Source organism: Bacillus sp. FDAARGOS_1420 (assembly GCF_019344915.1).
Classification (GTDB): Bacteria; Bacillota; Bacilli; order Bacillales; family Bacillaceae_G; genus Bacillus_A; species Bacillus_A mycoides.
Genome location: NZ_JAHWJB010000001.1, coordinates 185,778 through 206,558, shown reverse-complemented (window position 1 = coordinate 206,558; position 20,781 = coordinate 185,778). Strand labels below are relative to the sequence as shown.

At 36.5% G+C, this 20,781-nt stretch carries 17 protein-coding genes and 2 pseudogenes; 15 read left to right on the top strand and 4 right to left on the bottom strand.

Annotation, left to right across the window (positions count from 1 at the left end; genetic code table 11):
- Window positions 1–13: 13 nt before the first annotated feature.
- From I6L50_RS01210 to I6L50_RS01145, 14 genes are all read left to right on the top strand, one after another.
- Window positions 14–292: a head-tail connector protein gene (locus I6L50_RS01210; RefSeq protein ID WP_219300098.1), complete on the top strand. Its 279-nt coding sequence runs from the start codon at window positions 14–16 to the stop codon at window positions 290–292.
- On the top strand, window positions 289–612 hold the full coding sequence (locus tag I6L50_RS01205; protein WP_219300096.1) for a phage head closure protein: 324 nt from the start codon (window positions 289–291) through the stop codon (window positions 610–612). Before I6L50_RS01210 ends, I6L50_RS01205 begins: the two co-directional genes overlap by 4 nt.
- The gene (locus I6L50_RS01200) at window positions 605–1,039 is read left to right on the top strand and encodes an HK97-gp10 family putative phage morphogenesis protein (protein WP_219300094.1); all 435 of its coding nucleotides are present in this window, start codon (window positions 605–607) and stop codon (window positions 1,037–1,039) included. The genes I6L50_RS01205 and I6L50_RS01200 overlap by 8 nt, the downstream gene beginning before the upstream one ends.
- Window positions 1,036–1,395 carry a tail completion protein gp17 gene (gene gp17, locus I6L50_RS01195; protein WP_219300092.1) on the top strand — a complete coding sequence of 120 codons (360 nt, stop codon included), beginning with the start codon at window positions 1,036–1,038 and terminating at the stop codon, window positions 1,393–1,395. The genes I6L50_RS01200 and gp17 overlap by 4 nt, the downstream gene beginning before the upstream one ends.
- Window positions 1,396–1,998, top strand: coding sequence for a major tail protein (locus I6L50_RS01190; RefSeq protein WP_219300090.1), 603 nt, complete (start codon window positions 1,396–1,398; stop codon window positions 1,996–1,998). It begins immediately after the preceding gene.
- A 50-nt stretch (window positions 1,999–2,048) separates the two neighbouring features.
- Window positions 2,049–2,357: a phage tail assembly chaperone G gene (gene gpG, locus I6L50_RS01185; RefSeq protein ID WP_219300088.1), complete on the top strand. Its 309-nt coding sequence runs from the start codon at window positions 2,049–2,051 to the stop codon at window positions 2,355–2,357.
- A gap of 29 nt (window positions 2,358–2,386) precedes the next feature.
- Window positions 2,387–2,563 carry a hypothetical protein gene (locus I6L50_RS01180; RefSeq protein ID WP_219300086.1) on the top strand — a complete coding sequence of 59 codons (177 nt, stop codon included), beginning with the start codon at window positions 2,387–2,389 and terminating at the stop codon, window positions 2,561–2,563.
- Between the two features lie 15 nt (window positions 2,564–2,578).
- Window positions 2,579–6,427 carry a phage tail tape measure protein gene (locus tag I6L50_RS01175; protein ID WP_219300084.1) on the top strand — a complete coding sequence of 1,283 codons (3,849 nt, stop codon included), beginning with the start codon at window positions 2,579–2,581 and terminating at the stop codon, window positions 6,425–6,427.
- 14 nt (window positions 6,428–6,441) lie between these two features.
- Window positions 6,442–7,932: a distal tail protein Dit gene (locus I6L50_RS01170; RefSeq protein ID WP_219300082.1), complete on the top strand. Its 1,491-nt coding sequence runs from the start codon at window positions 6,442–6,444 to the stop codon at window positions 7,930–7,932.
- On the top strand, window positions 7,929–10,985 hold the full coding sequence (locus tag I6L50_RS01165; protein WP_219300080.1) for a phage tail spike protein: 3,057 nt from the start codon (window positions 7,929–7,931) through the stop codon (window positions 10,983–10,985). The genes I6L50_RS01170 and I6L50_RS01165 overlap by 4 nt, the downstream gene beginning before the upstream one ends.
- A gap of 100 nt (window positions 10,986–11,085) precedes the next feature.
- On the top strand, window positions 11,086–12,942 hold the full coding sequence (locus I6L50_RS01160) for a BppU family phage baseplate upper protein (RefSeq protein WP_219300078.1): 1,857 nt from the start codon (window positions 11,086–11,088) through the stop codon (window positions 12,940–12,942).
- Window positions 12,943–13,024: 82 nt separating this feature from the next.
- On the top strand, window positions 13,025–13,225 hold the full coding sequence (locus tag I6L50_RS01155; protein ID WP_219300076.1) for a hemolysin XhlA family protein: 201 nt from the start codon (window positions 13,025–13,027) through the stop codon (window positions 13,223–13,225).
- A gap of 3 nt (window positions 13,226–13,228) precedes the next feature.
- Window positions 13,229–13,432, top strand: a complete 204-nt coding sequence (locus I6L50_RS01150; protein WP_219300074.1) for a hypothetical protein — start codon at window positions 13,229–13,231, stop codon at window positions 13,430–13,432.
- A gap of 60 nt (window positions 13,433–13,492) precedes the next feature.
- A complete protein-coding gene (locus tag I6L50_RS01145) occupies window positions 13,493–14,542 on the top strand; it encodes an N-acetylmuramoyl-L-alanine amidase (protein WP_219300072.1) in 1,050 nt (349 codons plus the stop codon).
- 115 nt (window positions 14,543–14,657) lie between these two features.
- Here I6L50_RS01145 and I6L50_RS01140 read toward each other — a convergent pair whose 3' ends face one another.
- Window positions 14,658–15,284: a DUF1796 family putative cysteine peptidase gene (locus tag I6L50_RS01140; RefSeq protein ID WP_219300070.1), complete on the bottom strand. Its 627-nt coding sequence runs from the start codon at window positions 15,282–15,284 to the stop codon at window positions 14,658–14,660.
- 4 nt (window positions 15,285–15,288) lie between these two features.
- A complete protein-coding gene (locus I6L50_RS01135; protein WP_219300068.1) occupies window positions 15,289–16,506 on the bottom strand; it encodes a glycosyltransferase family 4 protein in 1,218 nt (405 codons plus the stop codon).
- Between the two features lie 1,083 nt (window positions 16,507–17,589).
- On the opposite strand from I6L50_RS01135, the pseudogene I6L50_RS01130 reads away from it, so the two are divergent.
- Window positions 17,590–18,309: pseudogene (locus I6L50_RS01130) on the top strand (IS5 family transposase).
- Window positions 18,310–18,857: 548 nt separating this feature from the next.
- Here the strand turns inward: I6L50_RS01130 and I6L50_RS34675 are convergent.
- Window positions 18,858–19,183, bottom strand: a pseudogene (locus I6L50_RS34675) (cytosolic protein); the annotation flags it as partial.
- 66 nt (window positions 19,184–19,249) lie between these two features.
- Window positions 19,250–20,317: a cytosolic protein gene (locus I6L50_RS01125; RefSeq protein ID WP_219300066.1), complete on the bottom strand. Its 1,068-nt coding sequence runs from the start codon at window positions 20,315–20,317 to the stop codon at window positions 19,250–19,252.
- Between the last annotated feature and the right edge of the window lie 464 nt (window positions 20,318–20,781).

The following is a 20,781-nucleotide window of genomic DNA, read 5'->3' as shown; positions in this document are numbered from 1 at the left end:
GGAGGTGTCCTTCTTGATACTAACAGTGGAGGAAGCGAAAAAGTATCTTCGTGTGGATGGTGATGAGGAGGACGATCTTATTACATCTTTCGTAATAGCAGCTGAAATATATATCAAGAATGCCACAAGTAAAACTGTAGATTTGAAGAGCGAGCTAGCTAAATTAGCAGCTCGTATTTTAATTGCTCATTGGCATGAAAACCGTGAAGCGGTTGGAAAAGCTGAACAATTGGCATTTAGTTTGCAATCAATACTCGTTCAGTTGCAATATTGCGAGTGTGATTCTACATGAACCCAGGTAAATTAGATAAACGTCTTACATTTCAAGTAAAAGATGAGGATGCAAAGAGCCCAGACGGTGATCCAATAGATGGGTATAAAGATTCTTTTACGGTATGGGGCTCTTTTATTTTTTTAAAGGGAAGAAAATACTTGGAAGCAGCCGCAGCCAACAGTGAAGTGCAGGGTGAAACAGAAATCCGATTTCGCGCTGATGTGAATGCTGACATGAAAATCAAGTATAAGAATATGACGTATGACATTGTTTCAGTGATTCCAACTGAAAGACACATGTTATCAATTATGTGGAAGCGTGGTGGTATGAATGGGTGATGGTGTTGATTTTTTAGGATTTGACCGTCTCATTTCTGAATTAGAGCAAATGGGTCTACGTGGAGAAAAGATTGAAGATAAAGCTCTTGCAGCGGGTGGGGAACCGATTCGAAAAGCTATTTCAAAAATAGCTCCAAGGAGTGATAGCCCTAAAAAATCAACGAAAAGTGAACCGTGGCGTACAGGACAACATTTGGCTGATCATATACGGGTTACAAAAGCAAAAATGGAGGGCGGCATAAAAACGATTAAAATTGGTATAGATAAAGCGGATCGTTCCCCCTATTTCTACGGAAAGTTCTTAGAATGGGGAACGTCTAAAATGCCAGCAGAGCCATTTATAGAACCAGGTTTTAATTCTTCAAAAGAAGCAGCAATTCGTGCTATGACAGACATCTTGAAGAACGAAATGAGGCTACATGTATGATGAATTTACGCCCTGAAATTGTACAAGCTCTTGAAAAGAATCAGGAGCTTGTTTCTTTATTAGGTGGAAAACGTGTGTATTATCGTAAAGCCAAAAACGCTGAAGAGTTTCCACGTATAACGTTTTTTGAATTAGACAATAGGCCAGATGGATTTGCAGATAATGAGGAAAGTGAAAGTGAAATCACATTCCAAATCGATATTTGGTCAAAGGGTAGTACAACAGCGATCCATCAAAAAGTGAATGAAATCATGAAAAGGATTGGTTTCTCACGTTATGCGGTAGCTGATTTATATGAAGAGGATACACAAATTTTTCATTATGCGATGCGATTTGCAAAAGGAGTGGAGTTATAGATGGCTGGAGAAGTGATTAAAATTAGTTCGACTGTCGGGGTAGATAACCTTGTTTACGCAAAAATATTGAAAGATGATACGACAGGTGTTCAATACAGTGCAGTAAAGGAAATGGAAGGCGCTGTAAAGGTTAAAACGTCAAAAAAGGTATCTTCCGAAATTATGTGGAGTGATAATAAAAAGTCTGAAATAGCGGAATCTGATGGGGAAATAGAAGTAGAAATCGAACTTCGTAGCATTTCGTTATCCACAAAAGCAGATATTGAAGGATATCCAGAAGTGAAAGATGGCGTATTAGACGAAAAGCGTGAGGGTGAAAAGCCGTATCTAGCAATTGGATGGCGTTTTTTAAAGGTGAACGGAAAATATCGATATGTGTGGCTATTAAAAGGGAAACTTTCGCAAGAGGAAGAAGAAGGCGAAACGAAGAAAGATAAAGCAAACTTCCAAACAACGAAACTAAAAGGGTCATTTATTGAGCGTGACTTTGATGATAGACCAAAATTCACAGCGGATGCAGATGAACCTACATTCACAAAAGTTATCGGAGATAACTGGTTTAAGAAAGTATATGAAAAGGCAGTAACACCATCACCAAAATAAACGAAATAGAGGGAGGCTCTCTCTATTTTTTTTTACAGGAGGAAGAAGCGATGAAATTATCTTTACTAATCGATGGAGAAAACCAAATTTTTAATATGCCGAAATTTATACCGGCACGTCTTATACGCCAAGCTCCTGAGCTTGCGGATATTCCAAACAATCCAGGTCCAGAAGATATGGATAAAATGGTTCAATATGTAGTAAAGGTGTATGGTGAACAATTTACACTAGATCAATATTGGGATGGTATTGACGTTCGTAAGTTTTTATCGACAACGACAGAAGTCATTAATGCGATTATTCATGAAACTGTGGAAGCGGCTGGTGGTACAGGGGCAGAAGCAAGCCCAAACGCGTAGAGGGAGGAGAGCTAACGTTCCGTGAATTTATGGATGAGCTCTACCTCTCTTTATTACGTCAAGGATATAAACATCATCATATTGATAACGAAATGGATATTTGGCATTATTTACGGTTAAATCAGAAATATCGTGAACAAGAGAATTCAAATCGTGAAAATCAGCATGCAAATGAAATAGAAGTTCCAGCTGAAAATATTATTTAATGAGAGGGTGAGACGATGGCAAATGAAATGAATAATTTGGTCGTTAGGCTTTCCCTCGATAACGTAAATTTCCGACAAGGCATTGCAAATTCAGGACGTGCGGTAAAGATATTACAGAATGAATTGAAGTCTGTAAGTACAGGTATGGGTGGTTTCGCTAGTGCTAGTCAACAAACACAAGCGAAAATGAACACACTCAGTAGACTTATTGATGCACAAAAAGAAAAAGTGAAAGCATTACGACAAGCCTATGATCAAAATAAGGCTAAATTAGGTGAGAATGATGCAGCAACCCAGCGATACGCTTCACAAGTGAATAAAGCAGTTGCTGATTTAAATAGATTTGAAAATGAATTAAAGCAAGTAAATAAGCAAGCTGAACAAAAAGGGATGGATACATTAAATCATTCTTTACAATCCCTACAGGCTGAATTTCAGTCTATTACAACAGGCATGGGCGGTTTTTTTCATGCGACTGAACAAACAAGAGCTAAAGTTGATGTTTTATCTCGTACGGTAGATAAACAAAAAGAAAAAATGAGGGAACTTCAACAAGCCTATCATCGCGCTAAAACAGAAGAAGGCGAAGCGAGTCAATCAGCACAAAGATACGCTGAACAAATTCATCGGGCAACAGCTGAACTGAATCGATTTGAAACTGGATTACAGCAGTCAAATCGTGAACTAGAACAACAAGGCAATCGTCTATTGAACTTCGGTAATCGCATGGAGACATTAGGTAATCATTTGCAAAATGCCGGTATGCAGATCGGCATGGTATTTGGTGGTATGACGTATGCAATTGGTCGAGGTTTAAAATCAGCTGTGGAAGAATCTATGAACTTTGAGCAACAGATGGCTAACATAAAAGCGGTATCTGGTGCGACAGGACAAGAAATGAGTAAGCTCTCCGAATTAGCTGTTAAATATGGGGAAGATACGAAATATTCTTCTGTAGAAGCCGGAAAAGGGATTGAAGAATTAATAAAAGCTGGTGTTGGCTTAACGGATATCATTGATGGCGGATTAGAAGGAGCCCTAAGCTTAGCGGCCGCTGGTGAATTAGAACTAGGAGAAGCAGCCGAAATTGCTTCAACCGCTTTAAATGCATTTAAAAGGGATGGTTTAAGTGTGACAGATGCAGCTAACTTACTTGCAGGTGCAGCTAACGCGTCAGCTACTGATGTACATGAATTAAAATATGGTCTATCAGCTTCTGCGGCGGTTGCAGCAGGAGCTGGTATGACATTTAGAGATACAGCAACAGCTTTAGCTGTATTTGCTCAAAATGGTTTAAAAGGTTCTGATGCAGGTACGTCTTTAAAGACGATGCTTATGCGCTTGAATCCTTCAACTAAAGAAGCGTATAACAAGATGGCAGATTTGGGTCTTATCACTTATAATGCGCAGGCGGGATTTGATTTCTTGGTTAAAAACGGGATCACACCAGCATCTAGAAGTGTAGGAGATATTGAAGTTGCATTAGAGAAATATGTAATGAAATCTGAAGGCGTTACGAAATGGAATGATAAATGTGATACGACATTCCGTGAGTTAGCAACAAGTTCGGCTTTCTTATCATCAAAATTCTACGATCAACAAGGGCATATACAAAGTCTAGAAAATATATCTGGAATTCTTCATGAATCCATGAAAGGTTTAACAGACCAACAACGAAGTATGGCTTTAGAGACGTTATTTGGTTCAGACGCAGTTCGTGGCGCAACGATTTTATTTAACGAAGGTTCACAAGGTGTAAATAAAATGTATACCGAGATGTCTAAAGTAACCGCTTTGGAGACAGCGAACACGAAAATGAACACGTTGAAAGGCCGCATCGAACAATTAAGTGGAGCATTTGACACAATGAAAAAGACAATTGGTGATGCACTCGCCCCTGTGATTAGTGCTTTTGTGGGTGGCTTACAAAAACTTGTGGATGGATTTAATGCACTTCCAGGACCTATACAGAAGGCAATCGCAATTACAGGTGGTATTGTTCTTGCAATAACCGCTATCGTAACAGCGATAGGAGTATTTCTTGGAGTAGTGGGGATGGTTGTTTCAGGAATTGGAGCTTTATCTTTAGCCTTAGCGCCAATTGGTGGAATTGCTGGAGCGGCAGCTGGAGCAGTTGGATTTTTAGGAAGTGCAATAGGGCTATTACTCGGTCCAGTTGGATTAATAGCGGCAGCTCTTATCGGAACTGGAGTTGTCGCATATAAAGCATATCAAAAAGCAACTGAAGACAGTATTGCTTCGGTAGATCGTTTTGTTACGAATACAGAAGGGAAAGTAAGCTCATCTACAAAGAAAGTTCTTGGTGAGTATTTCAAGTTATCTGATGGTATTAGACAAAAGTTAACTGACATTAGACTAAACCATGAAGTAATAACAGAAGAACAGTCGCAAAAGCTCATTGGACAGTATGACAAATTAGCTAACACGATTATAGAAAAAACAAACGCAAGACAACAAAAAGAAGTGGAAGGACTGAAAAAGTTTTTTGCGGATTCTTATGTATTAACCGCGGAAGAAGAAAATAAGCGGATGGAACAAATGAATCAACATTACGAACAAGAACAGCTAAAAACGCAAGAGAAAGAAAATAAAATGAAAGAAATTATTCAAACAGCAGCAAATGAAAAACGCGATCTTACTACATCTGAAAGAATTTCTTTACAAGCTTTACAAGATGAAATGGACAGGATTGCAGTTGAGCATATGTCTAAAAATCAAATGGAGCAAAAGGTTATTCTTGAAAATATGCGTGTGCAGGCTAGTGAAATTACAGCTAGACAGGCCGCGGAAGTTGTAGAGAATAGCGCCAAACAAAGAGACAAAGTTATTGAAGATGCAAAGAAAACTCGTGATGATAAAATTGCATATGCGATACGTCTGCGAGATGAGTCAGGAACACTTAATAAAGAAGAAGCAGATGCAGCTATTGCAGAGGCCAAACGTCAATATGAAAGCACTGTTTCCACAGCAAAAGATAAGCACACTGAAATTATAAGTGAAGCTAAAGCGCAAGCAGCTGAACATGCAAATGAAGTGGATTGGGAAACAGGTCAGATAAAGTCAAAATACCAAGTAATGAAAGATAATGTAGTTCAGAAGATGAAAGAAACCTGGTCAGGTATAACAAAATGGTGGGAAGAAACAAAAACTTCAGCAAGTAATACCGTAGATGACATAAAAAATACGGTTTCAAGGAAATTCGAAGAAAAGAAAAAAGCAGTTACAGATAAAATGCAAGAAATAAAGAACGGTATTGAAGAAAAATGGAATACAGTTGAAAAGTTTTTCAGTACTATAAATTTAAGTTCCATCGGTAAATCAATTATAGAAGGGCTTGAAACAGGATTAGATAGGGCAACGGGAGGCTTGTATAGTAAAGCGAAAGAAATTGCAGGAGAGATTAAAAAGACTATTTCCGGAGCGCTAGAGATTAACAGTCCATCTAAAGTGATGATTCCAGTTGGTAGCGCGGTTCCAGAAGGTGTTGGCGTCGGTATGGATAAAGGGAAACGGCTTGTTGTCGATGCAGCCAAAAATGTAGTTGGAACTGTTAAGAAACAAATGGGGAACATGCCATCTGTTTTTGATTTCGGATTCCAAACTTCTCATCGTAGTGTTCCAAATGATGCGGTAAGTGGTTTGACAAATTATAGGCAGCCTAATATTCCTAATAATTCGGCTACTAGTAAAAAGGTATTCCCAAATAACCAATCTAAAGAAAAAGAACTCAATGTTACTGTGAATATGACGAATATGTTAGATGGGAAAGAATTAGCAGGTGGAACTTATAGGTATACCACAGAACTTCAAGATCGTGAACGAAAACGGATAGAGCAATTTTAAGGACGGTGATATTTTTGGGGAAATTAAGCTTTACATTTAATACTATTCGCAAAGATTATATTCAAATGCTTGTAGGGAGGAAACGTCCTTCATGGGCTCCAATTAAAAGAAATCTTGTCAGAGTTCCTCATCGTCCAGGGGCTTTTTTTATTCATACAGAAACGGAGGAGCGTCGTATTGACGTTCCTCTTGTTCTTAAGGCTAGAAAAGATATGGCAGACTTGCAAAAGATAAAGGAAGATATGGCGAATTGGTTATACACAGAGCAACCAGCTGAACTTATTTTTGATGATGAGTTAGATCGAACATATCTTGCTTTTATTGATGGTTCACTAGATTTGGATGAACTAGTTAATAGGGGGAAAGGTGTTATTACTTTCGTTTGCCCTATGCCTTATAAATTAGGAAAAGTACAGACTCAAACATTCACACAAAATTGGTCCACAGAAATCACGTCTCATTTCACGAATAAAGGTAGTGTAGAAGCCCCAGCGTTAATTGAAATGATTGCAAAAAAGCCAAGCACTTTTTTAGATGTATGGTTTGGAGAATATCCACATAATCGTGATTATTTTAGAATTGGCTATCCTCTCACTGTGGAAGAAACAACAGTACAAGAACGAGAAAGAGTCATGTGGGATGAAATGACTACAGCTGTAGGATGGACTCCTGTTACTGGAGTTTTTGATGACATGAAAGGTACAGGTAGTTTTAAATCAAGGGATGGCTACGCATTGTATTGTCAAGATTACGGACAAGAGAAAGGATTCCACGGTGCAATTGCTAAGAAAAATATTCCAGGAGGACCGTTACAAGATTTTGAAATGGAGACTTGGGTGCGTTTGAAGTCCAAAAGTATTGGGGAAATGGGCCGTGTAGAGGTACTTCTTTTAGATGACACAAGTAATATCGTTACACGAATTAACATGAATGATTTATATTGGGATGCTGAAATGCCGAAAGCATACATGCGTATTGGACATGCAGGAACGCCTAACAGTATACGGAAATTAGTAGATACAAGTGGGGCACATCCTAATACATGGAATCAATTTTACGGTAGGTTACGTATTGCAAGGCGTGGAAAAGAGTGGTCTGTTTATGTAGCACGTTTTAGAGATGGTACAGAAATAGATGACGCTTCGCTTGTTGAACGTTGGATTGATGAAACCGGAAATCCAATGACAGAACGAAAAATTGCACAAGTAATGATTTCAATCATGAGTTGGGATGTAAATAAACCCGTTGATGTCATGCAAATTGATGATTTAAAGATTTGGAAAGTAAACAAAGTACCTTCCAATACAAAGCCTTATATTTTCGATACCGGAGACAAAATTGTTATTGATACAGAACGAAGTCTCGTCACAATCAATGGGAAGAATACAATCAATATAAAAGATATATTCAGTAATTTCCCTAAAGTAATAAGTGGCGATAATCGTATAGATATCATGCCACCAGATGTAAACGCAACAGTTAGTTATAGGGAGAGATACAGATGAGAACACCAAGCGGAATATTGCATGTTGTGGATTTCAAAACGGATCAAATTGTCTCGGCTATTCAACCACAGGACTATTGGGACGATAAGCGCCATTGGGAAATCAAAAACAATATTGATATGCTAGATTTCACAACTTTTGACGGAACAAAACACGCAATTACATTGCAGCAACAAAACTTAGTTTTAAAAGAAGTCCGTGATGGACGTGTCGTTCCATATGTTATTACAGAGGCCGAGAAGGATTCTGATAAACGCTTCATTACCACATATGCTTCAGGCGCTTGGGTTCAAATCGCTAAGTCCGGAATTATAAATCCACAACGGATAGAGAGCAAAACGGTTAATGAATTCATTGATATGGCACTCTTGGGAATGAAGTGGAAACGTGGAAATACTGAATACGCTGGATTCCATACCATGACCATTGATGAGTTTATCGATCCGCTTACGTTTTTAAAGAAAATCGCTTCTTTATTTGATTTAGAAATTCAATATCGTGTAGAAGTAATAGGCTCTCAAATTACCGGTTGGTATGTAGATATGGTTAAAAAGCGTGGGCATGATACAGGCAAAGAAATAGAATTAGGAAAAGATTTAATCGGTGTAACTCGTGTTGAGCACAGCCGTAATATTTGTACTGCTTTAGTTGGATTTGTAAAAGGTGAAGGCGATAAAGTAATCACTATTGAAAGCATGAATAAGGGGCTACCTTATATCGTAGATGCAGATGCGTTTCAAAGATGGAATGAACACGGACAACATAAATTCGGTTTTTATACACCAGAAACAGAAGAATTAGATATGACTCCAAAACGTTTACTGACGCTTATGGAAATAGAATTACAAAAGCGTGTCAATTCCTCCATCTCTTATGAAGTGGAAGCACAATCAATTGGTCGAATTTTCGGTTTAGAACATGAATTCATTTATGAAGGCGACACGATAAAAATTAAAGATGCAGGATTCACGCCAAAATTATATCTTGAAGCGCGAGTAATAGCTGGAGACGAATCTTTTACAGACCCAACGCAGGATAAATATGAATTCGGGGATTACCGAGAGATAGTGAATCAAAATGAAGAACTACGGAAAATGTACCATCGTATCCTTAGTTCATTAGGTAATAAACAAGAAATGATCGATCAGTTAGATACATTAGTGAAAGATGCGAATGCAACCGCTAGTCATGCAAAGAAGGAGTCAGAAGCAGCAAAAACACTAGCTGAAAAAGTACAAGAGAATATAAAAAACAATACGGTTGAAATTATAGAATCCAAGAATCCACCGAAAACAGGGCTTATAGACAGAAAAACAGTATGGTTAGATATTTCTAACGGTAAGCCTGGTATGTTAAAACTTTGGAAAGATGGTATTTGGGATCCTGTTGTACCTGATATCGAATCAGTAAAAAAAGAGGTTGCTGGTCAATATAACGAAGTGAAAGAAACGCTGCAAGGCTTTTCGCGTAATATGGTTGATTTAAAACACGATCAGGGTACGATTGATAAAAAAGTTACAGCAATCGAACAAACAGCAAGCGGATTATCTACCACAGTGGGTAATTTAAACAATATAGTAGATGCGCAAGGTAAAAAACTTACGGAAGCAAATTCTAAAGTGGAACAACAGGCAACCGTAATCGGAGCAAAAGTTGAGCTGAAACAAGTAGAAGACTATGTTGCTGGATTTCAGATACCTGAATTGAAACAAACAGTTGATACAAATAAACAAGATTTATTGGGCGAATTAGCTAATAAACTTGCAACCGCGCAATTTAATCAACAAATGACTCACATTGATAATCGCTTTATGATTACTGAAAAAGGTATTGATGCCGCAGCAAAAACAACGGAAGTATATACGAAGACGCAAGCAGATGGGCAATTTGCAAAAGATTCCTATGTAAGAGATATGGAGTCACGACTTCAGCTAACAGAAAAAGGCGTTAGCATATCTGTAAAAGAAAATGATGTAATTGCAGCCTTTAATATGAGTAAAGAAAATATTAAGCTAAATGCGGCAAGAATAGATTTAGTCGGAAAAGTGAAAGCAGAGTGGTTAATGGCAGGTTTGTTAAGTGGTTGCAAAATTAGAACATCAAATACCAATAACTATGTAAGCTTAGATGACCAGTTTTTACGTCTATATGAAAGTGGTGTCCCTAGAGCGTTTCTTGGATATTATCGAAGACGAGACGGTGCAGTACAACCAACTTTCATCTTAGGAACAGATGAAAAAACTAGCGCTCCTGAAGGTGCTTTATTTATATCCCAAATGGGGACCGGATGGCCTCAAGCTAGTGCGAACATTGGTATTACTGATGACATAGTTGATAGTGAGATAAGAAAATCTGTGTTTTGGGAGCTTAACAGAAACGGAATTAGTGTTCTACACGCAAACGACTATCATGCTCTTTATGCCGGAAATGGAAACTGGCATTTCAGACGAGGAAAAAGTGGTCTATATCAATCTACATTAGCAATCGAAGATAATAGCTCAGATGCAGATGTAAGATTACCTACTATCACATTACGTAATAGCCGTGTAGCAGGATATACCGGAGTTCTCCAAGTTAAGTCGCCTGTTACTCAAAATGGATGGGGAGCTGTTCAAGGTAACTTTATGAGTCCTTCGCTACGTGAGTACAAATCTAACATCCGAGATGTATCCTTTTCTGCTTTAGAAAAAATTAGAAATGTTAGAGTAAGAGAATTTAACTATAAGAACGCGGTAAATGAGCTTTACAAAATGAGAGAAGAGAAAGATCCCAATGATCCACCAGTAACAACGCAAGATATAAAAAAGTATTATGGAGCAATTGTAGATGAATCTGATGAAGCATTTGTGGATGAAAGTGGGAAAGGGATTCACTTGTATTCATACGCATCACTTACTATAAAAGCTTTACAAGAACTTGAAGAAGTTCAAAATGAGAAAATACAAGAAAACGAGAGGAAGCATAAGGCAGAAATTACATCAATGAACAGAAAAATAGCAACATTAGAAGAGTTAGTTCAAAAATTAATTGATAAGAAACCAGAGCAACCATAAGCATAAGCTGGTCTTTTTTAATTTGTATAAAATACGGGTTGTATAACAAAAGAGGGACGAATAACTGTCCCCTTTTTTATATAGATGAGGAGGAAAGAGGATGAATCGTTCCTATGAAATTACTGTGGATATGCGAAAAGAAAACTGTATGTATGATATAGAATTTTCTCAAAATAACTTGAACACTTCAGAATTAATAATAAACATTAAGGAAGATGAAGAACCTTTTATTTTACAAGATACAGATACAATTATCGTAGCATTCAAGAAGCCAGATCAGACATTGGTGTTTCAAAGCGAAAATGTAAAGATGCTAGGTAAAACAAATGGAAAAATAAGTGTTGTATTGACCACGCAAACTCTTGTCAAAGTAGGTACGGTACAGGGGGAAATATCGATTGAACGGGAAGAATCTGGTATAAAAAAGCGAGTCAGTACCTACCCTTTCTATTTCAAGGTGAGAGATTCGTTATTGGCAGATGAAACGATTGAATCTAAAAATGAATTTCAGCTTTTTGAAAAGATTATTCAAGCTGGGAAGACATTAGAAGGAGTGGATGTAACTACCATTACAGACTTCCTTCCGAATCAACGGGATTTTATTGAATTACTTCGTAATCATACTACTTCTCAAAAAATGTACACACGTATTGTAGGTGATCGTACGCTAGATATACTTGTTCCACTCAGAGGGAATAAAGTAGCTCATTACACATTAAGAAAAGATAGGAAAGATGATTATGTGAAATTAGAAGACTGTGCAATTTCTAATCTCTCTGTTGTTTCTCAGAAAGTGAATGCGATCAACTATAAAAACGATGCTGGAGCGATACAAAAGGCGAATCCACCAAACTTTTATACAAGTACAGTGGGAGACTCTTTTACATTCACATTTGAAGGAACGGGATTTGATTTCCAACACTTTGCCGATAATCGGGGAGGATTATGGGAGTTCAAGGTGGACGGTACAGTTGTTAAAACAATCAGTACACATATAAGTGCTGTTCCTATAAATGAGTTGAAGGTAAATTATGGAACGAGGCCAGTAGTTAGAGGAGTAAGTAAAGGAACACATACGGTCGTAGCAACTTTCAAAGGTGACGATCCAGCAAATCCACCAGTGGGTGGAGCAAATACATCCCGTGGATGGGTGAAAAATGATACTGGTTATGTACAAGCAGCAGAAGCACATAAGACTGCGTTAGTATACGATGACCTACTAAATCCAGTTAAAGAGGTAGACTTACTGGTCCCGTTTTCTAATAAAGAATTCGCATTTTGTATGAAACCAAATGGTTCATCTGTAGTAGCCGAATGGATACCAGAACATCGTGCAGCAACTGTGTTCAAAACAAGCCAAAAGATGTATGTGGATGATAAAGAAATAACATCATGGGGACCAGAAACGACAATAAAAGAAGCGGAAATTGTAAGAGCGGTTCAATCTATGAAAGGATTCCATCCTTCTGATCTTACAAACGCTTTATGTGAAATTTATTCTGTTCATACTGTTACAAATCAAGGTGTGACGTTTGATATAAAAATAAAATGGTTACAAGATACTTTCATAGAAGATGGTTATATAGCCATGCTTCCGGGGAGCCGTCCATTTGTAGAGAAATTGGTAGATGCGACAGGGAAATCCTTTGAAACGCTTGTAGCTGATAACAGTAGTAAAGATATTGTAAATGGCGAGAAAATGGCAAGCTATGCCATGCTAAGCAAAGAAAGAGATTATGTAGTAGCCATGAAAATAAATAATATTCATGCAAGTTTACGTAAAGGGCAAACCGGAATACGTAATCCGCTCGTCTGGTTACAGCATCGAGATGCCACTTTGCAGAAGCTATATCCACAAGTGTATAAAAATTGTGTAGTAAAAGCAGGAGAAACTCATCCATTTAGCGCAACATACCTTGTTGGGGAGTTACCACTTGCGGCGCAATTACTTATGTGAATTTGAACAAAAAACGACTAGTAGCAAAGAGCTCTTAACAAGGGCTTTTTTCTATTGCTAAAAAGAAGAGGAGTGGACACCAATGGAACCGTGCAGAGAATGTGAGGAAACAAAACAAGACGTACAGGATATTCAAGTACGTCTCGCAGTCGTGGAAAGCAAGGTTGCGAAGATTGAAGAGAATATCGAGAAAATCTTAAGTAATACCAATTGGTTAGTGAAAAGCATTGTAGGCGGGATGATTGCAGCCCTACTCGCGTTTTTATTAAAAGGGGGACTCTAACATATGAGCAAAGAGAATATTCAAAAAAGGTTACGTAACTGGAAAACATGGGTGGCAGTCACATCCCTTTTGGGATTCATTTGTGCGAAGGCTGGGTTACTGGAGACGAAGAGTTTTATTGATGAAGTGTTACCATATATTTTCACACTTGGTGTCGCCTTAGGAATCTGGAGTGACCATGAAGGTACAGTACAAACAGACAAATAAAAAACAAAGAGAACGCATCGCCAATTGGTGGTGCGTTTTTCTATGGGAGGAGAAACAAAAATGAAACGATTATTGGGGATCATTGCAACGTTATGTATGGTATTTTCGCTGTCTACAAGCGTTTTTGCCGATAGAATACTTCTGATACCTGATGTACCTAAAATGCCATACAGGGGCGGTGTAGGGGCGTATGAAGGAGTGGTTGCCCACAGTACGGCAACACCGGAAGCGCCAGCCATTAACATTCAACGTTATGAAACTCGTACCTGGAGAAATGCATTTGTTCACTATGCGGTTGATTGGAATGAAACAATCCAAATCGCCGATACAAAGTATATTGCGTATGGAGCTGGACCTGCAGCGAATAAACGATTTGTACATGTGGAGTTGTGTGAAACAGCCGATTATGCCAAGTTTAAACGTAGTTATGAGAAGTACGTGAGATTACTTGCGAAAATCTTAAAAGATAACAAACTACCTGTAGAGAAAGGATTGTGGACACATAACGATGTGAGAAAGTATTTGGGTGGTACAGATCATGAAGATCCACTGGACTACTTAAAGTCTCATGGCGTTTCAGAAGTTCAATTTAGAGCAGATGTACAACGAGCATATAATAACTCTAGTGTGGAAGCCTCTGCGCCTGAGAAGTCTTCTAAACCCGCAGAAGTTCCAACAGCTGTAACAGATGGAATTGCTTATATTGAAGGGTACAACGTGAATTTACGTAAAGGATCAGGTACAAGTTATTCTAAGATCCGTCAGTTAAATAAACCAGAAGCTTATATGGTATGGGCTGAAAAGGATGGTTGGTTAAATCTTGGTGGAGATCAGTGGGTATATCATAATCCTTCTTATATTAAATTTGAGAAAAAAGAGTCGGTAAGTCCAATTGCAGGGAAATATGTTGTTTCTAAAGTGGACACTCTACGTTTCTATCATTCTCCATCATGGGAAGATAAAGATGTGGCTGGTACAGTAGATGTAGGGGAAGGATTTATAATTGATGAGAAGATTGTTGTGGATGGCTTTCCACAATTTAAAGTGCACAATAGTAAAGGCAAAACATACTATGTCGCAGCAAGTGAAACCTTTGTATATGCTAAATAAATAGACATAAAAATAAGAGCATTCCTTTTGAAAGAGGAGCGCTCTATATATTCTTAAAGTAGTTAACGCTATATATTTATAGGTTTTGGATTAAAATATAATCGAATAATCACTCTTAATTTTGAAGATGAATATCTTTAAAAATTGTTCTCCAATAATGATCATTTGCCAGCCATATTTCATGATCTGGCAGTTGTACTACAGAAACTTTTTCAAGTGGCCATTCAATTTCAATCATATCCTGTACAGGAGAATGATTTACTACGAGAATTCTAAAATCATGTTTTACTAGATTAGATAGAACGGCTTCTAACTCTAATATTTCTGTACATGTACCTTCTGTTCTTACAAATAAAATACGTTGACTTGAATCTAGTTTTTCTAGAAAACGTTGAATACGCCGATCGAATTTTGCTTTTACGTCATGATATGCAGTTAAGTGAGTAAGAGTATTTTTGTCGGTTGCAAAGTCATGGTTAGAAAATATTTGATAGACTGTTTCTTCCACTAAAAGGTTGTGTTCAGTAGCATAACCTCTAATAATTAAGTGAGATAAGTTCATAAAATTTGAAAATCGGTTCGTCAATAGACGACTAATCGCTGGTAAGGATGGGGAACTCATCCAATCAAGAACGCCTGAAAAGGGTCTTAATTGATTTTTTTCTAATTGTTGGCTAGCTAAGCAGAGATGCCCGAGACTAAATATAGCATCATACGAACCTTTAATTTTTTCTAAGCTCATTATATCACCTTCTATTTTTGATAACTTCAGTGTAAATAGTCAATAATTTTTCGATTCCTGTATTCATATCCCAATGGGCTAAAGCAAACGTTTTTGCATTGGCGCCTAATTGCAATCTATATTGCTCATTTGTTAAAAGAATATTTAGATATCGACACATCTCTTCGCTATTTTCTTTGGGAATAATAAACCCATTTATACCATGTTGAACCATTTCAGGTAAGCCTCCTGCATCACTTACAATGGAGGGAACACCGGCAAGTTGTGCTTCAATGAGGGACAGTGGTTGATTATCTAGTAGACTTGGCTGCACAAAAATGTCAGCATTGGATAATAAAGAAGGAATATCATCTCTTCTACCAAGAAAGAAAACATCGTTAGTTAAACCTAACTGTTGACTCGTCATTTTAAGTGCTTCTTCTTCATCACCCGTACCAGCTATCCAACAGACAAAATCATTTCTGATCGTTTTTAATTGAGCTAATGCAGGGAGTAGATATTGGATTCCTTTTATTTCCACGAGTCTACCTGAAAAAAAGATAACTTTTTTATTTTCTGGGCGCGGTATATATGTGGATGTTTCTAATTTGTTTAGAAAGCCTATCGTATCAAAGCCATATTGAAGAATTTTAATATGATTTGATGGGACATTAAAGTCACCGGATAAGATATTCTTCAACCAATTATTTGCAGTAATTGTTACAGCAGTTGATGTTGCCCCCGTGTGTTCGAGTTGCTCAAAATAAATGTCAGCTATAGGAGCAGTGGGAGAAAGGTGAATAGTCCTTAGTTGTCGTTTTATTTCATGCGCGACGCTTCCATGAATTGTGGCAATAAGGGTGGATCTATTGGAAAGATTTTTGGCAAAAGAAGCTGCTGAAACAACATCTTGCGCATGAATAATGTCGTATTGTTCTAGATTTAATTGTGTTAGAAACCACTCATATGCAGCACGTCGAAATTCGGTATACTGGATAATAGGATGCTGGTATATGTGAGGGAAATCTTGTGGGTTTAATTTAACTTGAAGAGAGGGTAGAAGAGTGGCATATGCAATTTTAAAGGTCTGATTTATAATATGAATTGTTGTATTTTCATCTCCGTACCCTAGTATGTCGACTTCATGTCCCAGAGACTCTAGTGCTGTTCTAAGTTGATCCATATAATTCCACACGCCTCCCAAATGTGGGATAGACCAGTAGGTTGCTAATAATATTTTCAAAGGAATTCCTCCTGGTTATTATATTAATAATCTATGTTTAAGCTTATTTGTCGTCTTGAAATTATTACTTTGGATTATAAAATATTTTAAGATGATGCTACATCTAAAAAATGAAAAATTCGAACCTTTTTGTAGTTTTTGTTGGAGAAGGGTATGATTATGTCCAGATAAAGGTTGTCCATATTTTAATATATGTTTATCTATAGGGAAGTGTGTATGAGTTATGGGTATATTTAATATATAGGTATTTATATAATAAAAATTTCTCTTGCTAACATATCAAATAATATATAATTACCTCCATGTATTTGTTCGAAATTAAAGATTCTATGCCTATAAATACAAATCTCTGTAGTTGTATTATTATAGGATATTTCTAATACGATAATATCCTGATATTGTGTCCATGTTATTAATTTTCCATATAGTATCCCATGTGTATAATTTTGCATTATATGCAACTCCTTCGAAAGAATAATTTTCATATTTTTGTGGATTGTGGGGTTGGAATGTTTATATTGTACTTGTGGTGCTAGTTGATTTGTTAGTGTTCAAGAACAATGAAGATGAGTACGTGTTGTCATCCATTAGTGGGGAAAAACAGCAAAATCCAAGCGTTTTTGAGCGTTATGGGGTGAAAAATTGTATAAATTAAGGTGCTTTCTGTAGTTTATTTATGTGTTTTCAAAAATTTCAATTCTAGTATTTGTTGAAAATAACAAATATATGGAGAAGGGCGGCGAAGATAGATAATTTGTATATTTTTTATCGCCAGTAATAGAAAAATTTTGAGTGGATTTTATATTTTGTAGTCATAAAAATTTGTTACATACAAAATTTCAGCATCCTGTTTTCGCTTTTCTTAAAACTATAAAAATTTATTTTTAGCAATTTCATTTTCGTACCGTATGTTTAAAAAAGTACTTTCAGTTAGTAGGGGTGCATTCGTGTACATATGTTGGAATATTTACACTGGATGAATTTTTATCCGATATATATAAATAAAAAATATCTAGATAGTGTCCACACAAAAATGTAACACCTGTTAAAATAGAACAAAAAACATATTGGAGATGAATCGCTATGAGTAATCCATATAACAGACATGATGTAACAGATGAAAATTGGAATAAGTTAGAGCCCTTCCTTTTGAGAATGTCTGTTTATGGATAATTCGCACTGGTTCTCCATGGCATGATCTGCCGAGTGCGTATGGAAAATTTGACGCTGTACACCGCCGCTATAAGCGGTGGTGCGATAAAGGAATTTGGGATAAACTCCTGACAAAGCTAATAGACGAATCAGATTATGAATGGGTAATGATGGATGCGTCTCATTGTAAAGTCCATCCACACGCGGCAGGAGCCGTTGGTGGAAATCAAGACATGGGACACATAAAAGGGAGGGGGCTAAACACGAAAGTCCATCTGGTTGTAGATGCCAATGGAAACCCTCTGAAATTCACGATTACTGGTGGTGAAGTGTCCGATTTTACAGAAGCTGTCGATTTGATTACGGGCGTAAAAGGCAGAACATCTGATAGCTGATAAAGGCTATGATTCTGATGAAATCGTTCGCTTTACCAAAAAACAAGGAATGAATCCTGTGATTCCACCTAGAAAAAATAGAAAAAAACAACGTAAGTATGATAAACATCTTTATAAACTGCGACATCTTGTTGAAAATGCCTTTTTGAAATTGAAAAGGTTTCGTGGCATTGCCACACGCTATGCAAAAACCACATCTGTTTTTAGAGGCGTCGTTACCTCAGCTGCTATTTTTCAGTGGTTGAAACGCGGGTAGACACTATCTCGAAAAAGGCTTTAAGTTCTATGTTTTTTAAAGTAGTATTTATATTTTGTTGAATGGCCATTAACTTCGGTAATTATACCTTCTTGTTTATAGTATGAAAAAAAATGAAATGTGGTATTTTTATATTAAAATTGGATTTGTCTTAAAGGGAATAGAAAAATTTTTATGTAAAATGAATGGAATGTCCTTTTTTCACAGATAATATGTTTACTTGATAATCGTATATTTGTACTTAAAAAGGTACACATGTTTTCTGAAATCATTAGAATTCCAGCTCCCTGATATAACAAATATAACAGGGAAATCCATAAGTGGTGGTGTATTTTTTTACGGAAGTACACCTATGGATTTTTGGTATTATCCCTTCGAAGTAGACAGTGTACTACATTTTTAATGCTGAATGTTACATTATACTTGTGCGGTATTTTTATGATGAAAAAAGGAACAACATTGCGAAAATATACAGAGATGATTCAGATGATGACAGTAGGGATCCTTGATGCTTTGTTGTTTTATACGGGAAGCAGCTGTTTACCATGTTACCCTGCTATTATTTGTTTAAACACGGCTAAATTACCAGTATGTGCATGTTCTTTCCGCGTTGCAACATTATGAATTTCTTTAAAGCTGTCAATATAATGATACATCATATTTTTGAATGTGTTTGTAAAATAACCAATCGGATTTCTCATCAAAGTGCCATTATGCTCATACTCATGCGTTTTAGAGAACAAGACAGAAGAAGCATTCGCAAGAATGTTATTAAATACATTTGTATCCGCCAGTAAACTACATTTTTTTCAGCCTTTTTAGCAAGGTTTCTGGCATATTTAAAAGCCTCATTAATCACTTTTGAATCAAGGGCATGGTTTAATTACATACGCATGGATCGTGTTGAAAAGATTGAATAACGCTCTCTTTACGTAGATATTTAATACAACCCCATTTCATCAGCTTCTCCTTTAGATATTTTAAGTTCATTTTCAGGCATGAAAGAGTATTTTGTTGTGGTTATATAAGTATTTGTGTATGGCTCTTTCGACCTATCCTCTTCTAACCAATTATACCAAAGTACTTTAGTGTGTGGTTTGGATACATCAGAATTACTTGTACTACTTTTTTCGGGTGATTTAAACAATCTAATATTATCACTATAAACTTTCGTAAATAAAGCTTGTACACTGTCTGTAAGAATTCCATTGTTTTTCAAGAATCTATCAATTTTTCCTAGCGCATTGAATGCAAGAAGAAATAGTCCTTTATCATAATTGCTACCTACACGCAGACCAATAATCGAGGCATTAGCTTTTAGAATAGGATGATACGTTCCAGCTTTGATTGTGTGGTACATCATTTCTTGATATTCATTCACAAAATAAGTATGAACTCTTTCGAATTCTTTTTTGACATCATTTTGCGTTTCTTTTAATTCATTTTCAATGGATTCCATTAAGGATACTTTATCATTATTTTTTTCTTGTTTTAAATTATTTAAAGAGTTAATAGAGTTAGAACTCGTTTTTTCGTTCTCTGGCCTTACAGTCTCAAGAGGCTCATCATTTTTCTGTTCGGCAACCTGATTGGCATTTAGTTCGGCATCTATGTAAAATACCTCTTTCATGATTGTTGTGAAATTAGGGTGTGTTTTTAATACAAATACATATTTATTTTTACCATCAGCTAATCCAGCGATCAGAATTTTACCTGTTTGTTTTAATGCACGAACAGTAGCGGTTACAGTTCTTACAGAACAATTAGCTTTACCAGCTAATGTTTCCGCAGCAATTTTACATATACCATTTCCTGAAAGCATATAAATTATATAATCCATTACATCTTTTCGTTTGGATCGAGAAGGAAATAAACTTTCAAAACTTTGATTCGTATCGTTGATACGGTTTCTAATATCATCAATAATCTCATTTTTCTTTTGAGTACTTAATTGGTTTTGTTGCATATATTTTTGAATATCTGCATTATAGGCAGTCAATTTTTTCATAAGGGCTCGTCTCCTCCGAAAATAAAAAAGCAACAGAATTCCACAAAATGTAAGCAAACTGTTGCTAGGAGACCCTTATGTACGATAAAATGAGGTACATAAAGAGTTACAGCAAGTGTTTGCCTAGTGTGATTAGGCGACGGTTAATAAAGTGTTCCACCACTTTATTAACACGCTGTGCTCTTTTATTTTTTTTATTAGTTTTATTTCGATTTTTCCGGTAACGAATATGGTCACAAACAACCAGAAAAGTGTTGCCATTTATATTTTTCGATATAGTGTAAAACTGCTTAATATAGATGTTTTGTGCGCTTTTTGGAAATTAAAGTTTTATATATTAATGGTTATTCTGATCATTATCCAGTAGAGGCGACTATTTCTATGAAGTAGAGTAGTCTTAAAAAAGTTTCTTCGTGAAGAAGAAACTTTTTTTATTTGAAAACAGGAAAATCATTTTTTCTTTC

What these genes read in the sequence shown, in the direction of transcription:
- I6L50_RS01205 (WP_219300096.1), top strand. Translation starts at nt 289, where the DNA reads ATGAACCCAGGTAAATTAGATAAACGTCTTACATTTCAAGTAAAAGAT.
- I6L50_RS01200 (WP_219300094.1), top strand. Translation starts at nt 605, where the DNA reads ATGGGTGATGGTGTTGATTTTTTAGGATTTGACCGTCTCATTTCTGAA.
- gp17 (WP_219300092.1), top strand. Translation starts at nt 1,036, where the DNA reads ATGATGAATTTACGCCCTGAAATTGTACAAGCTCTTGAAAAGAATCAG.
- I6L50_RS01190 (WP_219300090.1), top strand. Translation starts at nt 1,396, where the DNA reads ATGGCTGGAGAAGTGATTAAAATTAGTTCGACTGTCGGGGTAGATAAC.
- gpG (WP_219300088.1), top strand. Translation starts at nt 2,049, where the DNA reads ATGAAATTATCTTTACTAATCGATGGAGAAAACCAAATTTTTAATATG.
- I6L50_RS01180 (WP_219300086.1), top strand. Translation starts at nt 2,387, where the DNA reads ATGGATGAGCTCTACCTCTCTTTATTACGTCAAGGATATAAACATCAT.
- I6L50_RS01175 (WP_219300084.1), top strand. Translation starts at nt 2,579, where the DNA reads ATGGCAAATGAAATGAATAATTTGGTCGTTAGGCTTTCCCTCGATAAC.
- I6L50_RS01165 (WP_219300080.1), top strand. Translation starts at nt 7,929, where the DNA reads ATGAGAACACCAAGCGGAATATTGCATGTTGTGGATTTCAAAACGGAT.
- I6L50_RS01160 (WP_219300078.1), top strand. Translation starts at nt 11,086, where the DNA reads ATGAATCGTTCCTATGAAATTACTGTGGATATGCGAAAAGAAAACTGT.
- I6L50_RS01155 (WP_219300076.1), top strand. Translation starts at nt 13,025, where the DNA reads ATGGAACCGTGCAGAGAATGTGAGGAAACAAAACAAGACGTACAGGAT.
- I6L50_RS01150 (WP_219300074.1), top strand. Translation starts at nt 13,229, where the DNA reads ATGAGCAAAGAGAATATTCAAAAAAGGTTACGTAACTGGAAAACATGG.
- I6L50_RS01145 (WP_219300072.1), top strand. Translation starts at nt 13,493, where the DNA reads ATGAAACGATTATTGGGGATCATTGCAACGTTATGTATGGTATTTTCG.
- I6L50_RS01140 (WP_219300070.1), bottom strand. Translation starts at nt 15,284, where the DNA reads ATGAGCTTAGAAAAAATTAAAGGTTCGTATGATGCTATATTTAGTCTC.
- I6L50_RS01125 (WP_219300066.1), bottom strand. Translation starts at nt 20,317, where the DNA reads ATGAAAAAATTGACTGCCTATAATGCAGATATTCAAAAATATATGCAA.